The sequence below is a fragment of the Tundrisphaera macrotermitis genome, assembly GCF_051175315.1.
Lineage (GTDB): Bacteria > Planctomycetota > Planctomycetia > Isosphaerales > Isosphaeraceae > Tundrisphaera.
Genome location: NZ_CP195100.1, coordinates 6,198,945 through 6,215,879 on the forward strand (window position 1 = coordinate 6,198,945; position 16,935 = coordinate 6,215,879).

Here is a 16,935-nt window from a genome sequence, read left to right on the forward strand (position 1 = left end):
GTTGATCCTGTTTCAATCCGACCGAATCGCCGTCCGTGCCTCCCCTCGGCCCGCGACGGCGCGGGCTCGACGTCGATCCCGCCGTGATTCGGATCGTCATGGAAAAGGACTTCAACAGATGCAATTCAGACGAGCCCTCGCGGTGGTCCTCCTGGTGTTGGGATCGCCGGCGGCATCGCAGACTCAGGCGGGATTCACCGGGATCGTGGCCTTCGGGGACAGCCTGACCGATACCGGCAACGTGTACGCCCAGACCGGGTTCACCTATCCGACGCCGCCCTACGCCGGCGGCCGGTTCTCGAACGGCCCGCTCTGGGTCGAGACCCTGGCCCTGGGCCTCGGCCTGGAAGCCCCCCGGCCCGTCTCGCTGGGGGGGACCAATTACGCCTTCGCCAACGCCGAGACCGGGGCCGAGCCGGGCCCGGGCGGGAGCGTGAGCGGCGTGCCCAACCTCGACACCCAGGTGGGCCTCTACCTGCTCTCCGGCCCCCAGGATGCGGCGAGCAAGCTGTTCGTGGTCTGGGCCGGGGCCAACGACCTCCTGCACCAGGCGGCCCCGAACCCCGCGCGATCCGTCGGCAACATCCTCTCGCAGATCACCGCGCTGAGCCAGGCCGGGGCGAAGGAATTCGTGGTGCCGAACCTGCCGCAGCTCGGCTACACCCCGGCCGTCGCCGCCTTCGGGCCGGCCGCCGCGGCGCAGTTCAACCTCCTGACGCAGGACTTCAACATGAGGCTGGCCGCGGGCCTCGGCGGCCTCGCCTCGGGCCTCGGGATCAGGATCCACCAGCTCGACGTCGACGGCGTGTTCCAGCAGATCCTGGCCAATCCCTCCCGATTCCAGATCAGCAACATCACCGCCGCGGCCAAGAGCGGGGAGACCGGGCTGCCCGGGACCGTCGATCGGGATGCCGACCACTTCCTGTTCTGGGACGGCGTCCACCCGACCGCCCGGGTCCACGACCTGATCGGGCAGGGTGCCCTGGCCCCGTTCGCGGTGCCCGAGCCGTCCTCCTGCCTCCTGGTCGGCCTCGGGATCGCGGCCTGCTCGGTCGCCGCCCGCCGGCGCCGCTGATCGCCCCGCGGAAATCGGCCGGGATGCCTGTCGGCCGCCGGGACGCGATTGCGAGGTGAGACTAGCGGGATCGTCGGACGGGCTCGCGAGTTCCCGACGTCGATCCCCCGCACCCTGATACCACGATACCATTATGAGCATGGATGCTCACCATCTCGGATCCCTGCTGGATCATGCCGCCGATTCGCGGCCCGATCACCCGGCGGTCGTCGACGAACGCGGCCGCGGCCTGACCTATGCCGAGCTTCACCACGCCGCCGATCGGCTCGCGACCCGCCTGGCCCGCTGGGGCGTGGGACGCGGCGATCGCGTCGGCCTGTTCCTGCCCAAGTCGCCCGAGGCGGTCGCGGCCATCCACGGCATCCTCCGCGCCGGCGCGGCCTACGTGCCGGTCGACCCGACCTCCCCGGCGGCGCGAGGGGCCGGCATCCTGGCCGATGCCGGCGTCAAGGCCGTGATCGTGGACTCCGGCTCGGCCCCGGCCCTGCTGGCCGCCTGGCCGACCGGCCTCGGCCCGGTCCCCCGCCTCATCACCCTGGGCGAGGCGACGCCGTGCCCGGCCCGCGAGGCGACCTGGGAGGAAGTGCTGGTCGACGACGCCCCCTCGCCCCTGGTGCCGGCCCGCGTGGCCGACGACCCGGCCTATCTCCTCTATACATCGGGCTCGACCGGCCAGCCCAAGGGCGTGGTGCTGTCGCACGCCAACGCCTTCGCCTTCCTCGACTGGTGCGAGACGGCCTTCGAACTGAACGAGCGGGATCGGTTCGCGTCCCACGCACCCTTCCACTTCGACCTGTCGACCTTCGACCTGTTCGCGTCGTGCCGCCATGCGGCCACCCTGGTCCTGATCGGCGAGGCGTTGGGCAAGGACCCGGCGCGGCTGGGCGGGTTCCTGGCCGAGGCCCGGGTCGACGTCTGGTACTCGGCCCCCTCGATCCTGGCCCTGCTGGCCGAGCACGGCGGCATCGATCGGGAGGGATTCCCGGCCCCCCGGCTCGTCCTGTTCGCGGGCGAGGTGTTCCCGATCGGGCCTCTGCGGCAACTCCGCTCGGCCTGGCCGGCCGCCCGGATGTGGAACCTGTACGGCCCGACCGAGACCAACGTCTGCACCGCCTTCCGGATCCCCGACGTGATCCCGGCCGACCGCGACGAGGCCTTCCCGATCGGCACGGCCTGCCCCCCCGCCCTGACGCGAGTGGTCGACGAGCGGGGCCGCGACGTCGCCCACGGGGTCGTCGGCGAGCTGGTGGTCGCCGGAGCCGGGGTGATGATGGGATACTTCGGCCGGCCCGACCTGACGGCGCGGGCCTTCTTCCTCGACGATCTCGGGGCCTGGTATCGCACCGGGGACCTCGTCTCCGACGACGGCACCGGGTGCTATCGCTTCCACGGCCGACGCGACCGGATGGTGAAGAAGCGGGGCTACCGGATCGAGCTGGGCGAGATCGAGGCGGCCCTGTATCGCAACGACGGGATCGACCGCGCCGCGGTGATCGCCCGGATGGACGCGGCGGATGGCCTGTCCCTGGTCGCGTTCATCGCGATGAAGCCGGGGCACAAGGCGTCGCAGATCGCCGTCAAGCGGCACTGCTCGCAAATCCTGCCGGGCTACATGGTCCCCGACGTGATCCAGTTCATGAACGGGCTGCCCACCACCTCCACCGACAAGGTCGACTACCAGGGGCTCAAGCAGCTGGCCTCCTGCGGCTGACCCGTCGACACCCCCACCCACGGCCGCCGAGTCCGCCCACCATGACGCTTCGCCAGGCCGTGAGTTGGAAAGGGTGGTTCCACGGGGCCATCCTCCCCGCCCTGCGTCGGATGGGCCCGTCCCGGGGAGACCGGGTCCTGGACGCCCTGGGCCGGCTGGCGATGGCGGCTCGATGGCGGAGGCGCCGGCAGATCGCCGACAACCTGAGTCGGGCCCGTTCGGTGCTCGGCGAGGACTGGGTGCCCGGCACGACGGTCGGGGATGTGGCCGCGAACCTCGCCCGGTTCACGGCCCGCGACCACCTGCTCGACGGCCTGGAAGATGCGGAGGCCCTGGCCAGGTTCGACGTCCGGGGGGCCGATCACCTCGACCGGGCCCTGGCCGGCGGCCGGGGGGTCATCGTGGTCGGCAGCCATCTCGGGGCGCATGTCGCCGGGCAGCACTGGCTCCATCGCCGGGGCATCCCGGCGCGGCTGCTGGTCCAGAAGCCCAAGCACGTGTCGTCCTACCTGGCCGGGCGGTTCGACGAGCCCGGCCCGCATCCCCAGTCGGGCTTCTTCCTCCGCCGGGCGATGACCCCGGCCGAGTCGTCCGATCGGCTGCTCCGGGCCCGCGCGGCCTTGCGCGACGGGATGGCGGTCTACCTCACCGGGGACATCCTCTGGCCCGGCCCCAACTGCCGCCCCGGCCGGCTCCTGGGGATCGACCGGACCTTCCTGGCGATCTGGACCGACCTGGCGGCTTTGACCCGCTCTCCGGTCGTCTTCGCCTTCGCCGGCCATCGGCCCGGGGGGCGGTTCTCGCTGACCTTCGACCCGCCCCGATCGATCGACCCGGGGGCCGAGGATGCCGGGGTTGCGGCCTTCCTGGCCCGGCTCGAAGCCGAGATCGCCGCCCATCCCGCGGATGCCGTCGCATACTGGTTGTGGCCCTGCTTCGGGCCGCCGGCGGCGTCGCGGGCCGAGGCCAATCCCCGGATCGGCCGCCGCGTGTCGGTGGCCATCGGCGGCGGATCGTCGCCGACCGCCCGGGCATGAAAACGGCCGGCGTCCCCGCCCGGGATGGGATGGGACGCCGGCCGGTCGATCAGATGCGGTGAGTGATCAGAGGCCGGAGAGGTCCAGCCCGACCAGCTGGATCCCCTTCTTCAGGCCCGTCTCCTGCGCCGCGCGATTGGTGATCGGCAGCGACAGGCTCCGGCCCGGCGCCACGTTCAGCCCCAGAAGGTACTTCGGGGCGTCGGACTCCTTGTGCTCCGTCCCGATCAGCGACACGCCGTTGAGCACCAGCGGCGAGGCGTTCTCGATCCGGACGTGGAACCCGTTGGTCCCGTCCGAATTCCTCGACTTCACCAGCGACGCCCGCACCAACCGGTTCATGATCCCCTCGGCCAACGCGTCGCCGAAGCCCGCCAGGTCCGCCTTGCCGGAGGAGTCGACGGCCAGCGGCAGGGTGAACTTGCCGCCGGAGATCCACTCGCCGCCCTTGGTGGTCCCGGCCAGGCGGACGACCGCCTCCGGCTTGCCCGGCTCGCCGCCGATGGACACCTTGCACCCCACCGCCGGGCCGTTCGGCTTCTCCGGCACGCCGGCGGTCGCCGACATCCCCAGCACCATCCGGTCCCGGAACAGCCCCTCAAGCTCCTTGGCGAGCCCGGCCTGGTCGGCCTTCTCCGCCTCGAAGGAGACGAACAGGCGTCCGGTCTCCGCCTCGGGCAGGACGTCCAGGCTGTCCACCAGCTGCCGGGCCAAAGCCAGCTCCCTCACGTTGGCGAACGGCCGCGAACGCTCCGCGATCGTCGCCCAGTCCATCCCCCCGGCCACGCTCCACAGCACCATCTGAGCCACCGCGTCCGGAGCCTTGTCCTCGGACAGCCGCCGCAACGCCTTGGCCACCCGCGGGTCCGACGACGCCTGGCCGATGTCGCCCAGCTCCAGCCGCTCCCCCTTCGCCGGGGCCGACGCCGCGTCCGGCCCCTGCAACGCGAACAGCCGGGTGGACAGGCCCCGGGTCTGGCCCGGCTCCAGCACCGCGTTGGGCAGGTCGGTCGCCGGCACCGACCGCATCCCCCCGCCCCGGCCGCCCATGCCGCCGCCCATGCCGCCGCCCATGCCGCCCATGCCGCCCATGCCGCCGCCCATGCCCATGCCGCCGCCCATGCCGCCGCCCATCATGCCCTGCATGCCGCGTTGCAGCGAGGTGCGGTCCCAGCTGTCCTTCTCGCCGGTCAGCTCCATGATCAGGTTGGCCACCGACATCATCCCCATCATCGGCGAAAGCGTCAGCATGCCCCCGCCGCCGCCCATGCCGCCGCCCATGCCGCCCATGCCGCCGCCCATGCCGCCCATGCCGCCGCCCATGCCGCCCATGCCGCCGCCCATGCCCCCCATGCCGCCGCCCATCATCCCTCCGCCCATCCCGCCGCCCATCCCGCCCATGCCGCCCATCATCTGGCCGGTGGCGCCGGTGGCGATCAGCCCGGGCGGGAGCACGACGCGGACGCGACGGTTGGTCGGGTTGGTGACGCGCACGGTCATCACGCCGGTGCCGGTCCCCTCGGCCTGGACACCCAGCTCGCCGGAGCGGGCGCCGTCCAGCAGGTTGACCACCGGCAGCTCGGCCGGGGTGGAATTCTGGGCCTGGGCCGTCTTATCGGCCGCGTACACGGCGATGGGTCCCGAGAGGAGCAGCGGGGCCGCCGCCAACGAGAGCAGAGTATTGAGGTTACGCATGGAGACCTTTCGGTAGGCCAGGAGAAACGAAAGTGAGGTGAGAACACATTCCAACGTAGAAGCTGGTCTTTTCGACGCCGGAGGGTGTGGTCGCCTGGCCAATCGACCCGGTTTTCCCGTCCCGGCGTCCCATCCCGAGAGGGGATGGGACGCCGGCCGAATCAGGGACCGACCGCCAGGTTCAGAGTCCGGAAAGGTCCAATCCGACCAGCTGGATCCCCTTCTTCAGGCCCGTGTCCTGCGCCGCGCGATTGGTGATCGGAAGCGACAGGCTGTGGCCCGGTGCCACGTTCAGCCCCAACAAGTAGCGGGGCGAGTCCGTTTCCTTGTGCTCCGTCCCGATCAACGACACGCCGTTGAGCACCAGCGGCGAGGCGTTCTCGATCCGGACGTGGAACCCGTTGGTCCCGTCTGCATTGCGTGACTTCACCAGCGACGCCCGCACCAGCCGGTTCATGATCCCGGCGGCCAATGCGTCTCCGGACACCGCGGCGTCCACTTTCCCATGGGCGTCCTGGGCCAGCGGCAGGGTGAACTTGCCCACGGCGACCCATTCGCCACCCCGAGTCGTCTCGGCCAGGCGGACGACCGCCTCCGGCTTGCCCGGCTCGCCGCCGATGGACACCTTGCAGCCCACCGACGGGCCGTTCGGCTTCTCCGGCACGCCGGAGGTCACCTCCAGCCCCAGCACCGTCCGACCACGGAGCTGATTGGCCAGTTCCTCGGCCGGGGCTTGCCCCTCGAAGGAGATGAACAGGTGACCCGACTCGCCGGCCGGCAGGGCGTCCAGGCTGTCCACCAGCTGCCGGGCCAACGCCAGCTCCCGCACGTTGGCGAACGACCGCGAACGCTCCGCGATCGTCGCCCAGTCCATCCCGCCGGCCACGCTCCACAGCACCATCTGAGCCACCGCGTCCGGAGCCTTGTCCTCGGACAGCCGCCGCAACGCCTTGGCCACCCGCGGGTCCGACGACGCCTGGCCGATGTCGCCCAGCTCCAGCCGCTCCCCCTTCGCCGGGGCCGACGCCGCGTCCGGGCCCTGCAACGCGAACAGCCGGGTGGACAGGCCCCGGGTCTGGCCCGGCTCCAGCACCGCGTTGGGCAGGTCGGTCGCCGGCACCGACCGCATCCCCCCGCCCCGGCCGCCCATGCCGCCGCCCATGCCCCCCATCCCCATGCCGCCCATGCCGCCCATGCCGCCCATGCCGCCGCCCATGCCCATGCCGCCGCCCATCATGCCCTGCATACCGCGTTGCAGCGAGGTGCGGTCCCAGCTGTCCTTCTCGCCGGTCAGCTCCATGATCAGGTTGGCCACCGACATCATCCCCATCATCGGCGAAAGCGTCAGCATCCTCCCGCCGCCCATGCCACCGCCGCCCATACCCCCCATGCCGCCCATGCCGCCGCCCATCCCACCCATTCCGCCGCCCATGCCGCCCATGCCGCCGCCCATGCCCCCCATGCCGCCGCCCATCATCCCTCCGCCCATCCCGCCGCCCATCCCGCCCATGCCGCCCATCATCTGGCCGGTGGCGCCGGTGGCGATCAGCCCGGGCGGGAGCACGACGCGGACGCGACGGTTGGTCGGGTTGGTGACGCGCACGGTCATCACGCCGGTGCCGGTCCCCTCGGCCTGGACACCCAGTTCGCCGGAGCGGGCGCCGTCCAGCAGGTTAACCACCGGCAGCTCGGCCGGGTCCGGGGTCGCGGGTTGTGAGGGGACGTCGGTGGCGAACACCGCGATGGGACCTGAGAGGAGCAGCATGGCCCCGGCTCGGGTCAGGAGCGAATTCGAGTTACGCATGGATCACCCTTTTTGGCGAACGTGGCCAGGTTGATCGGGAAGGGACGCATTCCATCGGAGGAACCTCTGTTCGACGTCCGTGGGTCGTGATTGATTCAATCCACCCGGGATTTTTTGGCCATCTGGGCAGGCCCGCGAAACCTTCATGAGCAACGCGGTCCGGGGAGATGGCCATCGACCAATTCCGGGGAGGTGGCAGGGATCACGACCGACGCGAGGCCGCCCGGCCGGGCCGGAGGGCTCGCGATGCGGATCGAACACGCCGGGGGTCCCCGACGTTCCGTCAAAGATACCACCGATTCGACCCGGGCAATGGCCGCGTGCCGCCCCAATTCCTGCGGGGTGCGCGTCATCGCTGGGACAATCGGCAGGCCAGGCCTATCAGGGACGCGTGCCCCGCATGCCGGGGGGCAGGTCGCCCCAGCCGAGCTTGTCTCGCAGGGTCCGGTAGAAGCTGTGGCCGGGGAGCCGGACCATCGGGAACGGGGTCTGCCCGCGCCGGACGACCACCCGGTCACCCCCCTCGACCGGGACCTGGATCTGGCCGTCGATGACCAGGGTGGTGGGGGTCTCGCCGATGGGGATCAGCTCGAACACCCGGTGATGGGCATCGACCAGCGGGCGCTGCGTCAATGTGTGGGCGCAGATGGGGGTGAGGACGAACATCTGGGCGTCGGGCGGGAGGATCGGCCCGCCGGCCGAGAGGCTGTGCGCGGTCGAACCGACCGGGCTGGCCAGGATCAGGCCGTCGCCCCGATAGGTCATGACCTCCTCGCCATCGATCGAGACGCCGATCTCCAGGAGGTGGAACGTCGGGGCGGCCCGGAGCACGACATCGTTGAGGCCGCGGAAGGTCCGCGTCTTCCCGTCGCGGGTGATGAGCGTGCAGGACAGCGTCATCAGGTTGTCGATCGTGAACCGGCGGGCCACCAGCTCGGGGAGCCGCCCGGCGAATCCATCCGGGGTGAACTCGGTGAGGAACCCCAGTCGACCGAGGTTGATACCGAGGACCGGGGTCGGCCGGTCCCCCATCCTCCGGGCGGTATGCAGGACCGTCCCGTCCCCCCCCAGCACCAGCGCGATGTCCGCCTCCAGCCCCGAGAGGTCGGTCTCGTGGGCCAGGTCCACCTCCGCCACCCGGACCCCGGGGTGGGCCTGCAAGGTCAGGCGGAGCCTTTCGGCCTCGACGATGACGTCGGACTTGGTGCCGTTGCCCAGGATGGCCAGGAGGAGGGGCGGGAGGGGCACGGGCGAGGCTCACTCGGCCTGGGGATCTCGGGACGGGGAGGTCACGCCGATCTCGGCCGGGGAGGAGCCGCGTCGGCGGTCGGTCGGCCCGTTCTGCCGACGACGATCCGACCGCATGGGCGCGGGGCTCGGTTGATAGCGGCCCATGCGTCCGATCCTATCCGGGGGGATCGGCCGCGGCAAGCGGCCCCCCATCCGGCATCCCGGGCTCAGCCCGCGCAGACGCTCCCCTCGCGGGCCAGGGTGCCGACGGCGGCCGAGGGCAGGCCCACGGCCCGGGCCAGGTCCACGGCGGCGGCGGTCAGGCCATCGACGTCCAGGCCGACCTCGGCGAGCTGTTCGTCGCGCTCGGCGTGGAGGATGAAGCGATCGGGCAGGCCGAGCCGGCGGACGTGCGCGGTGTTCAGGCCGGCATCGGAGGCCGCTTCCAGCACGGCCGAGCCGAAGCCGCCGGGCAGGCAGCCCTCCTCGACCGTCAGGACGAAGCCGCATTCCTCGATCGCCTTGAGCGCGACCGGGCGGTCCAGTGGCTTGGCGAACCGGGCGTTGATGACGCCCACCCGCAGGCCGTACTGCTCGCGGAGCCGTTCGGCGGCGCGGAGGCAGGTGCCGACCAGGGTCCCGCAGGCCAGGAACATCCCGTCGGTCTCCCATTCGAGGATCTCGGCCTCGCCGAGCACGATGGGCTGGACGTCGCGGTCGATCGTCTCCAGGTTGGCCTTGGGGTAGCGGATCGAGGTCGGCCCGTCGTGGCGGAGGGCGAAGTCGAGCATCGGCGCGACGTCCTTCTCGTCGCCGGGCGCCATCACCACCATGTTGGGGAACATCCGCATGTAGGCCAGGTCGTAGCTGCCGTGGTGGGTCGGGCCGTCGGCCCCCACCAGCCCGCCGCGGTCCATCGTGAAGACCACCGGCAGGTTCTGCAGCGACACCTCCTGGAAGATCTGGTCGAAGGAGCGCTGGAGGAAGGTGCTGTAGATGTCCACCACCGGGCGGCTGCCCGCCTTGGCCATCCCGGCCGCGAAGGCGACGGCGTGGCTCTCGCAGATGCCGGTGTCGAAGAACTGGTCGGGGAAGGCCCCGCGGATCTTCTGGAGCTTGTTCCCCTCGCACATGGCGGCCGTCAGCACCGCCACCTTGGGATCCTTGGCCAGCGCCTCGTACAGCGCGTCGCTCACGGCGTCGGTGTAGGCCCGGCTGGACGAGGTGGTGAGCGGGATGATGCCGTCCTCGACCTCCTGGAACGGCGCCGGGGCGTGATACTTGACCGGATCCTGCTCGGCCGGTGCGAAGCCGTGCCCCTTGTCGGTGAGGACGTGGAGCAGCACCGGGCCGTCCATCGCCTTGACCTTCTCCAGGTACTTGCGGAGGGTCTTGAGGTCGTGGCCGTCGACCGGGCCGAGGTAGGCGAAGCCCAGTTCCTCGAACAGCATCCCGCCGTGGAGCGACGCCTTGATGGCATCCTTGGCCTGCTGGAGCCAGCGATCGGCCTGGTCGCCGACCAGCGGGATCGAGGGGAGGAGCTTGCGGAGCCGCTTGTTCCAGTCGTTGTAGGCGGGCGCCATCCGCGCCTTATCGAGGTAGTAGGCCAGGTTGCCCACCGGGGGGCAGATCGACATCTTGTTGTCGTTGAGGACGACCAGGAATTTCTTGCTGCCCGGGCCGGCCGAGGTCGCGTTGTTCAGGGCCTCGAAGACGATTCCCGAGGGGAACGCCCCGTCGCCGATCACCGCGACGGAGTGCCGTTCCTCGTGGCCGGTCAGCACGTCGCCGGCGCGGAGGCCGAGGGCCGTCGACGGGGCGCAGCCGGCGTGGCCGGTCATGAACAGGTCGAACGGGCTTTCCGCCGGGTTGGGGTAGCCCATCAGCCCGCCCTTGGAGCGGATCGTGTGGATCTGGTCGGCGCGGCCGGTGATCAGCTTGTGGGGATAGACCTGGTGGCCGGTGTCCCAGATCAGGCGGTCTTCGGTGAAGTCGAAGGCGAGGTGGAGCGCCAGGCAAAGCTCGACCACGCCGAGGTTGCTGGCAAAGTGCGCCGGGCGTGCGTTGACGACGCCGATCAACTCGGTCCGCATCTCGGCGGCGAGCTGTTCGAGTTCCGTCTCCGAGAGCGTCTTCAAGTCGGCCGGGGTTTGGATCCGACCCAGCACGGCGCTGCTGCTCATCAGCGGTCCCTTTCCAAAAGATCCAGGGCCAATGCCCTCAACCGATCGCCGCGATCGCCCAGGGGGGCCAGCGCCGCGACGGCTTCCTCGGCCTGGGCGCGGGCGTGGCGCCGACTACCTTCGAGGCCGAGCAGTCCGGGGTAGGTCCACTTCCCCAGCCCGTGGTCCTTGTTGACGCGCTTGCCCAGCTTCGCCTCATCCCCCTGCACGTCGAGCAGGTCGTCGACGATCTGGAAGGCGAGGCCCACCGCGTGGCCGTAGTGGTCCAGGGCGAGGAGCGTCCGCTCGTCCGCGCCGGCGACGATCCCGCCCATCTTGAGCGAGGAGCGGAGCAGGGCGCCGGTCTTGCGGCGATGGATCGCCTCCAGGGCGTCCAGGGTGGGGTCCGGGCGGCCTTCGGCCAGGAGGTCGGCCATCTGGCCGCCCACCATCCCGGACGGCCCGGCCCCCTCGGCCAGGGCCAGCACGCAGGCGGCGGCCGCCTCGGCCGGGCGGGTGTGCCTGGCGACGACCTCGAAGGCCAGGGTCAGCAGAGCATCGCCGGCCAGGACGGCCGTGGCCTCGTCGAAGGCCTTGTGGCAGGTGGGCCGGCCCCGACGCAGGTCGTCGTCGTCCATGCTCGGCAGGTCGTCGTGGATCAGCGAGTAGGTGTGGACCATTTCCAGGGCGCAGGCCGCCGGCATCGCGGCGTCCGGGGGGGCCCCGCAGGCCTCCGCGGCCATCAGCGCCAGGACCGGGCGGAGCCGCTTGCCCCCGCCCATCAAGCTATAGCGCATCGCCTCGACCAGGCGGGGTGGGCAACCGAGGTCGGAGGAGTCCGGGAGGAATCCGGCCAGGGCCTGCTCCACCCGGAGCCGGGCATCCTTCATGGATTCGGCCAGGGAGGCGGCGTTCAGGGAGGTCTGGGTGATCGTCATGGGCGAGGGGGCGAGTCCCGGGACGGGTCGAGGCAGCGGGCGCGGCGGGCCTGCACGCGATCCTTGCAAGGCCCGGAAGTCCCGCGTTCGGGGCCCCCGACCAACAGAGGGTATTGTGGCCGCTGTGCGGCCGATTGTCCACCTTCTGCCGGCCGAAACCGACGCCGGGGATCATCGCCGGGCCGCTTCCGGTTTCTCGGCGCCGTCCTTGCGGCTGATCGCCCGGACCGAGTCCCCGGCGATCGGGACCGGGTCCATCGAGAAGCTGGGCGACCTGAGCGGACCTTGAACCCGGATCGAGAACAATTGGCCGCTGGCGCGACGCACCACGTCGCCGATCGGGCTCCGCCAGGTGTCCCGGCCCAGGGTGATCGGGAGGTGTAAATTCAGGTTCCCCTGGACGTCTAATTTTCCTTCGCCATGCAGGGTGAAGGCGTTGCCCAGGATCCGGACCGGCTTGAGTTGGGTCTCCCCGTTGGTCGTCTTGAAGCTCACCTCGGCCTCGTCGAACGCCGTCCGATTGTCCTTGCCGCCCGAGTTGATGACCTTGAAGAACGGCGCCAGGACGGCGGGCACCGCGCCGAGTTCCCCCTTGGACAGCCCGACGTGGCCCTGGGCCTGGATGGCGTGGGGGTCGAACCCCTGCCCGGCCACCGTGGCCCACCCCGAGACCAGGCCCCGGTAGGACTGGTGCCCGGGCAGCGCCTTGGCGTACTCCTGGAGGTCGATCCCCTCGACCGACAGGCCGGCGTTGTACTTGGGCGTGGCATCGAGGCTGGACTTGAGCGACCCGCCAAAGTTCCCGCCGAGCAGCCGGCCTTCGAAATCGGTGATGTTGGCCCAGCCGTCCTTGACGTCGACGCGCCCCCCCAGCCGCGTCAATTGCTGGCCCAGGAACGACACGCTGTCCAGGGCCAGGAGCCCGCTCACCTCCAGGGCGGTCCCGTTGGCGAACCCCTTGACCTGCTCGATCTGCCCCTGGATGTGGTCCAGGGCGAGGTCGGAGCCGAGGTCGACCTTGTTGTCCAGCAGGACGATCAGGACGTCCTTCCACCGGCACCAGGCCGATTCGTTCGCCTTGCCCGACCACCCGAGGCCGAGGTCTCCCTTGACCTTGTGGATCTTGCGGTCGTCCAGGCGGCGGGCCAGCTGGGCCATCAGCGGCGGCATCTGGCGGCGGAGCCGCTCGTCGAGCCGGAGGCCCTCGACCTCCAGCCCCGTCACCCCCAGGCTGAACTGGCCGTTATCCTTGACGTCCACCTGCCCCCGGTCGAACCGGACCGGGGCCCCCTGGAAGGTGAAGCCGACGTCGGTCATCTCGGTCGGGATCGGCTGGGCGGTGTCGAAGACGAACCGGCCGGAGACCTCGTCCATCCTCATCTCGACGCGGGTCGGCCCGCCGTCCCCGCCCGCCGTGGCGGGGCGGTCGAACTGGAGCTTGACCCCGGCCCCTTCGCGGGGGGTGATCTGGACTCGGTAGTGGTCCGGCCGGCCCGGCTCGGCGTCGATGTCGGCGTCGATGTCGCTGGCCCCGGTGGGGTTCAGCGTCGCCCACGTCACCTGCCAGGGTCGGAGCAGAGCCTCGCGCAACTGCTGGTCGAACGGCAGGTTGCGGGCCTCGACGTGGGTCTTGACCTTGAACTTGTCGCGGGCGATCTGGTCCACCTGCCCCCGGGCCGAGATCCGCGCCTGGCCATTGACCCCGCTCATGTCCGAGAAGATCCACTGGTTGGGGTGGATCTCCAGCTTCCCCAACAGGTTCCGGACCGGGTACTTCAGCCCGTCCCAGGTGATCGAACACCCCGGCCGCAGGTCGACCCAGGCGTGGAACTCGACCTGGCCGATCGGCGGATCTTGCGGGGTCAGGGGAGGCTTGCGGGTCACGGTGGCGCGGCCCTGCACCGACCCGTCGGGCTGGAATTCGTTGACCACCTTCCGCACGTCCGCCGGGAGGGCCTTGAGCAGGGCCGCGTCGACCGGCAACGATTCGACGTCGAACGACAGGTTCGCCACGGCGTCCGGCCCCGGGTCGTCGACCGTCCCCCGGACCCGAAGCGGGTGGCCCCCCACCGGCGCCGACATGTCGATCTCCATCCGCTTCCCCTCGATCCGGATCGTCCCCCGGACGTGGTCGAGCGGATACTTGAAGTGGACGTATTCCATCGAGACATCCTGGCACGACGCCTCGACCACCGAGCGGACCGGGCCGTCGACCTCGCCCCGCGAGGCGGTCACGACCACATCGACCTTGCCCGCGCTGGTGGATGGGACGTGGCCGACCTTGGGTAGATAGACGTCCCAGAGGTCGGCGAACTTCTCCGGGGTCCAGTCGCGGAGCCTGCGGTCGAGTTCCAGGTTCCTCGCCTCGGCGCGGACCCGGAACGGGGACCGCTTCGGGTCATCCAGCCCGAACTGGCCGGACAGGGTCAGCAGCGTCGAGCCGTCCTTCCCCTCCCCGCGGTCGATCCGCACGATGCCGTCGCGGGCGGTCAGGTCGACGAGGACGTCGGAGATCGGGAACGGCAATTTCGGACACTTCCACGCCCCCTTGCGGAGCCGGGCCGCGGCCTCGTAGGTCAGGCGGGGCGAGGCGTCGGGATCGTAGCCCAGGCGGGCCAGCGAGATGTCGACCTCCCCCCCCTCCAGCCCGGCCTCGTCCAGTCCGCGGCGGGCGACCGCCGGCAGGCGCTCCCTCAGCGCCCCGGACAGCAGGAGGCGGGACAGATCCCCCCTGGTGATCGCGACCCGACCGGTCCTGGGGTCGAACGTCCCCTCCACGGCGACCCGGTCGAGCAGGTCGCCCCGGCCGGTCATCTCGAAGGCGACGATCCCCCCGGAGCCGGCCGGGATCCGGATCGACACGTCGCGCAGCACGGCCGTGCCCGGCCCCTCCTCGATGCCCGCCAGCTCCACCGTGCCGTTGCTGATCTCGACGGGCGGCGTCGGCCCGCCCATCGGGATCGGCAATGGGTCGGCCAGCAAGCCCTGGATATTCCAGCCCCCGCCCCTCATCTCCCGGAGCCGGAGCAGCGGGTGGGCCACCAGGACCTTGCGGGGGATGAACTTCCCCTCGGTCATGGCCGCCCAGGGGTCGTATCGGAGTTGGATCCAGGGCGACATCGCCACCAGCGTGGGGACCGGGGCCCCCGTGTCGCGCTTGATCGTCGCGTGGGTCAGGGTGATCTCGCCGAGCAGGGGCTTGATCCGCACCCTCGCCAGGGAGAGCCGGCCGCCGGGCAGGAACCGGGGCGACTCCTGCTCGACCAGCGCGACGAGGTTGTCGCTATCGGTCACATAGAAATAGGCGCACAGCCCCCCGCCCACCAGGGTCGCCACGACGAGGAATAGGCCCCAGGCCAGAACTTTATGCACCCGGCGGCGGATTCCCATCGATCGGACCCCCTTCCCTGGAGGATGAGCGGATGCTCGGGGCGGCGAACGCCCCCAGTCGGACCCACCCGGCGGCCACCAGGCCCAGGGCCGGGACCATGCCGGGGATGCGATAACGGATCGAGCTGACGAAGAGCGAGTGGAGGGCGCAGAAGTAGACCAGCGGCCCGAGCAGGAGGGCCAACGCCCGGAAGTCTCTTCGGCGATCCCACGCGCCCAGCATGAGCAGCCCGAACGCCGGGAGCGTGATCAAGGCCGAGGCCGCGTCGATCGCGGGGCTCCGCAGCATGGCCGCATTCGGCCAGGGGCTCCAGAACCGGCCCACCTTGACCAGTGCCAGCCGGAGGATGCGGCCGGGGTCGTCCCGGATCGACCGCCAGGAGCGTCGGCGGAAGGCGTCTTCCTGCTCCAGCTCGGGCAGCGATCGGACGTCGGGGGCGTCCACGAAGGCCATGTCGCTCTCCCCGTTGGCCTGCGGCCCGACCCCATCATAGAGGCTGGCCCCGACCCAGAGGGCGGTCGGCACGAACCGGCCGTGGATCCGATAGACTCGGACCCACCACGGCGCCATGAGCGCCGCCATCGCCAGGGCGACCAGCAGCGAACCGCGCAGGGCGGCTCCGCGACGGCCCCGACCCGCCCCGATGACCCAGGCCGCCAGGACCGCCGGGACGAACAGGAGCCAAGAAGGCCGGGCCAGGACCGCCGCCCCCATCGCCAGGCCCCCCAGGATCGCCGCCCGGTCGGGATGACGCGGGGGTTCGGCGCCGCGAGGAGTCCAGGCCGCCGCGATGGCCCACAGCCCGGCCACCATCAGCGGGATGAAGATCGCCTCCGACAGCACCAGGGCGGACATCCCCACGATGTACGGGTCGACGGCCATCACGGCCGCGGCGATCCAGGCCAGGGAGGGCCAACCGTCGCGCCGATCTTCGGGCCAGGCCGAGCGGACCAGGCGGGACAGGAGCCACACGCCCAGCGTGCCCACGCCGGCCTGGACGATCCGCACGGCCAACAGGCTCGGGCCGAACAGCCAGCGGCAGGCCGCCAGGAAGATCGGGTAGCCGGGGGTCCGCAAGGCATAATGCGGCGCATCCCCCTGGAAGACGCGGAACGGCTCGCCCGCGACGATGGCCCGCGCCAGCTCCCAGTAGATGATGGTGTCCGGGAAGACGCAGAGCGTCCCCTTGCGGGCCGTGATCCAGGTCACCAGCACGGCCGCGGCCAGGCGCAACGCCAGGGCCGCCGCCAGGATCCAGGCCCAGGCGGGGATGCGGCGTCTCGGCGCGTCGGGCGGAACGGTCGCGGCCATGAACCGCCGCCCGTCCTCCGGGCGGCCCTCCCCGAATCCGGCGAGCCAGACGAGCCCCACCACCGCATGGGAAGGCCGAGGCGCGGCGGATGGTAAGACGCCCGTCCCCGATCGTCAACCCGAACGCTTCGACCGGCCCCGAACCCGGCCCCCGACCGCGTGTCTTCCGGCTACGATCTCACGCGCGAGACCCGTCCCCCTTCCCGAAGGATCTCCCTCGATGGACAGCGTGACCCTGTTTCGGCCCGTCGGCCAGAAAGAGCTGGACCTGATCCGGGATTCGGGCTTCCGCGAGTTCCCGCCCCGCCTCTTCTTTCAGCCCATCTTCTACCCGGTGCTGACCGAGGAGTATGCCGCCGGCATCGCCCGCAAGTGGAACACCAAGGATGAGGCCTCGGGCCACGTCGGCTACGTGACCCGGTTCCGCGTCCGAAAGGCGTTCCTGGACGGCTACGGCGTCCAGACCGTGGGCAGCTCCCGGCATCAGGAATACTGGATCCCCGCCGAGGACCTCCCGGCGTTCAACCGGAACCTGGTGGGCGAGATCGAGGTGATCGCCGAGTTCCGGCCGGAGTAGGACG

At 71.1% G+C, this 16,935-nt stretch carries 11 protein-coding genes; 4 read left to right on the forward strand and 7 right to left on the reverse strand.

All coding sequences use genetic code 11. The features are described from left to right. The first annotated feature begins 118 nt into the window (after positions 1-118). The 3 genes from TA3x_RS24995 to TA3x_RS25005 all read left to right on the forward strand — a co-directional run bounded on the left by TA3x_RS24995 (position 119) and on the right by TA3x_RS25005 (position 3,823). Complete coding sequence (locus tag TA3x_RS24995; protein WP_435017393.1) at positions 119-1,075, forward strand: SGNH/GDSL hydrolase family protein; 957 nt, start codon at positions 119-121, stop codon at positions 1,073-1,075. Positions 1,076-1,214: 139 nt separating this feature from the next. After that, positions 1,215-2,786 carry an amino acid adenylation domain-containing protein gene (locus TA3x_RS25000; RefSeq protein WP_435017394.1) on the forward strand — a complete coding sequence of 524 codons (1,572 nt, stop codon included), beginning with the start codon at positions 1,215-1,217 and terminating at the stop codon, positions 2,784-2,786. A 41-nt stretch (positions 2,787-2,827) separates the two neighbouring features. Then, positions 2,828-3,823 (forward strand): hypothetical protein, encoded by a 996-nt coding sequence (locus TA3x_RS25005; RefSeq protein ID WP_435017395.1) that lies wholly within the window; start codon positions 2,828-2,830, stop codon positions 3,821-3,823. 66 nt (positions 3,824-3,889) lie between these two features. Here the strand turns inward: TA3x_RS25005 and TA3x_RS25010 are convergent, their stop codons facing one another. The 7 genes from TA3x_RS25010 to TA3x_RS25040 form a co-directional block, all read right to left on the reverse strand. Further along, positions 3,890-5,518: a hypothetical protein gene (locus TA3x_RS25010; protein ID WP_435017396.1), complete on the reverse strand. Its 1,629-nt coding sequence runs from the start codon at positions 5,516-5,518 to the stop codon at positions 3,890-3,892. 181 nt (positions 5,519-5,699) lie between these two features. Further along, entirely contained in the window at positions 5,700-7,322 is a 1,623-nt protein-coding gene (locus TA3x_RS25015) for a hypothetical protein (protein ID WP_435017397.1), read from the reverse strand. Positions 7,323-7,703: 381 nt separating this feature from the next. After that, positions 7,704-8,570: an NAD(+)/NADH kinase gene (locus tag TA3x_RS25020; RefSeq protein ID WP_435017398.1), complete on the reverse strand. Its 867-nt coding sequence runs from the start codon at positions 8,568-8,570 to the stop codon at positions 7,704-7,706. A gap of 209 nt (positions 8,571-8,779) precedes the next feature. Next, positions 8,780-10,735: a 1-deoxy-D-xylulose-5-phosphate synthase gene (gene dxs / locus TA3x_RS25025; RefSeq protein WP_435017399.1), complete on the reverse strand. Its 1,956-nt coding sequence runs from the start codon at positions 10,733-10,735 to the stop codon at positions 8,780-8,782. Continuing rightward, positions 10,735-11,652, reverse strand: coding sequence for a polyprenyl synthetase family protein (locus tag TA3x_RS25030; RefSeq protein WP_435017400.1), 918 nt, complete (start codon positions 11,650-11,652; stop codon positions 10,735-10,737). Before TA3x_RS25030 ends, dxs begins: the two co-directional genes overlap by 1 nt. A 171-nt stretch (positions 11,653-11,823) precedes the next feature. Next, positions 11,824-15,042 carry an AsmA-like C-terminal region-containing protein gene (locus TA3x_RS25035; protein ID WP_435017401.1) on the reverse strand — a complete coding sequence of 1,073 codons (3,219 nt, stop codon included), beginning with the start codon at positions 15,040-15,042 and terminating at the stop codon, positions 11,824-11,826. Further along, a complete protein-coding gene (locus TA3x_RS25040; protein ID WP_435017402.1) occupies positions 15,017-16,354 on the reverse strand; it encodes an ArnT family glycosyltransferase in 1,338 nt (445 codons plus the stop codon). The genes TA3x_RS25035 and TA3x_RS25040 overlap by 26 nt, the downstream gene beginning before the upstream one ends. Positions 16,355-16,574: 220 nt before the next feature. Between TA3x_RS25040 and TA3x_RS25045 the strand changes: the two genes are divergently transcribed. Next, the gene (locus TA3x_RS25045; RefSeq protein WP_435017403.1) at positions 16,575-16,931 is read left to right on the forward strand and encodes a hypothetical protein; all 357 of its coding nucleotides are present in this window, start codon (positions 16,575-16,577) and stop codon (positions 16,929-16,931) included. Positions 16,932-16,935: the final 4 nt, after the last annotated feature.

What these genes read in the sequence shown, in the direction of transcription:
- TA3x_RS24995 (WP_435017393.1), top strand. Translation starts at nt 119, where the DNA reads ATGCAATTCAGACGAGCCCTCGCGGTGGTCCTCCTGGTGTTGGGATCG.
- TA3x_RS25000 (WP_435017394.1), top strand. Translation starts at nt 1,215, where the DNA reads ATGGATGCTCACCATCTCGGATCCCTGCTGGATCATGCCGCCGATTCG.
- TA3x_RS25005 (WP_435017395.1), top strand. Translation starts at nt 2,828, where the DNA reads ATGACGCTTCGCCAGGCCGTGAGTTGGAAAGGGTGGTTCCACGGGGCC.
- TA3x_RS25010 (WP_435017396.1), bottom strand. Translation starts at nt 5,518, where the DNA reads ATGCGTAACCTCAATACTCTGCTCTCGTTGGCGGCGGCCCCGCTGCTC.
- TA3x_RS25015 (WP_435017397.1), bottom strand. Translation starts at nt 7,322, where the DNA reads ATGCGTAACTCGAATTCGCTCCTGACCCGAGCCGGGGCCATGCTGCTC.
- dxs (WP_435017399.1), bottom strand. Translation starts at nt 10,735, where the DNA reads ATGAGCAGCAGCGCCGTGCTGGGTCGGATCCAAACCCCGGCCGACTTG.
- TA3x_RS25030 (WP_435017400.1), bottom strand. Translation starts at nt 11,652, where the DNA reads ATGACGATCACCCAGACCTCCCTGAACGCCGCCTCCCTGGCCGAATCC.
- TA3x_RS25035 (WP_435017401.1), bottom strand. Translation starts at nt 15,042, where the DNA reads ATGGGAATCCGCCGCCGGGTGCATAAAGTTCTGGCCTGGGGCCTATTC.
- TA3x_RS25040 (WP_435017402.1), bottom strand. Translation starts at nt 16,354, where the DNA reads ATGGCCGCGACCGTTCCGCCCGACGCGCCGAGACGCCGCATCCCCGCC.
- TA3x_RS25045 (WP_435017403.1), top strand. Translation starts at nt 16,575, where the DNA reads ATGGACAGCGTGACCCTGTTTCGGCCCGTCGGCCAGAAAGAGCTGGAC.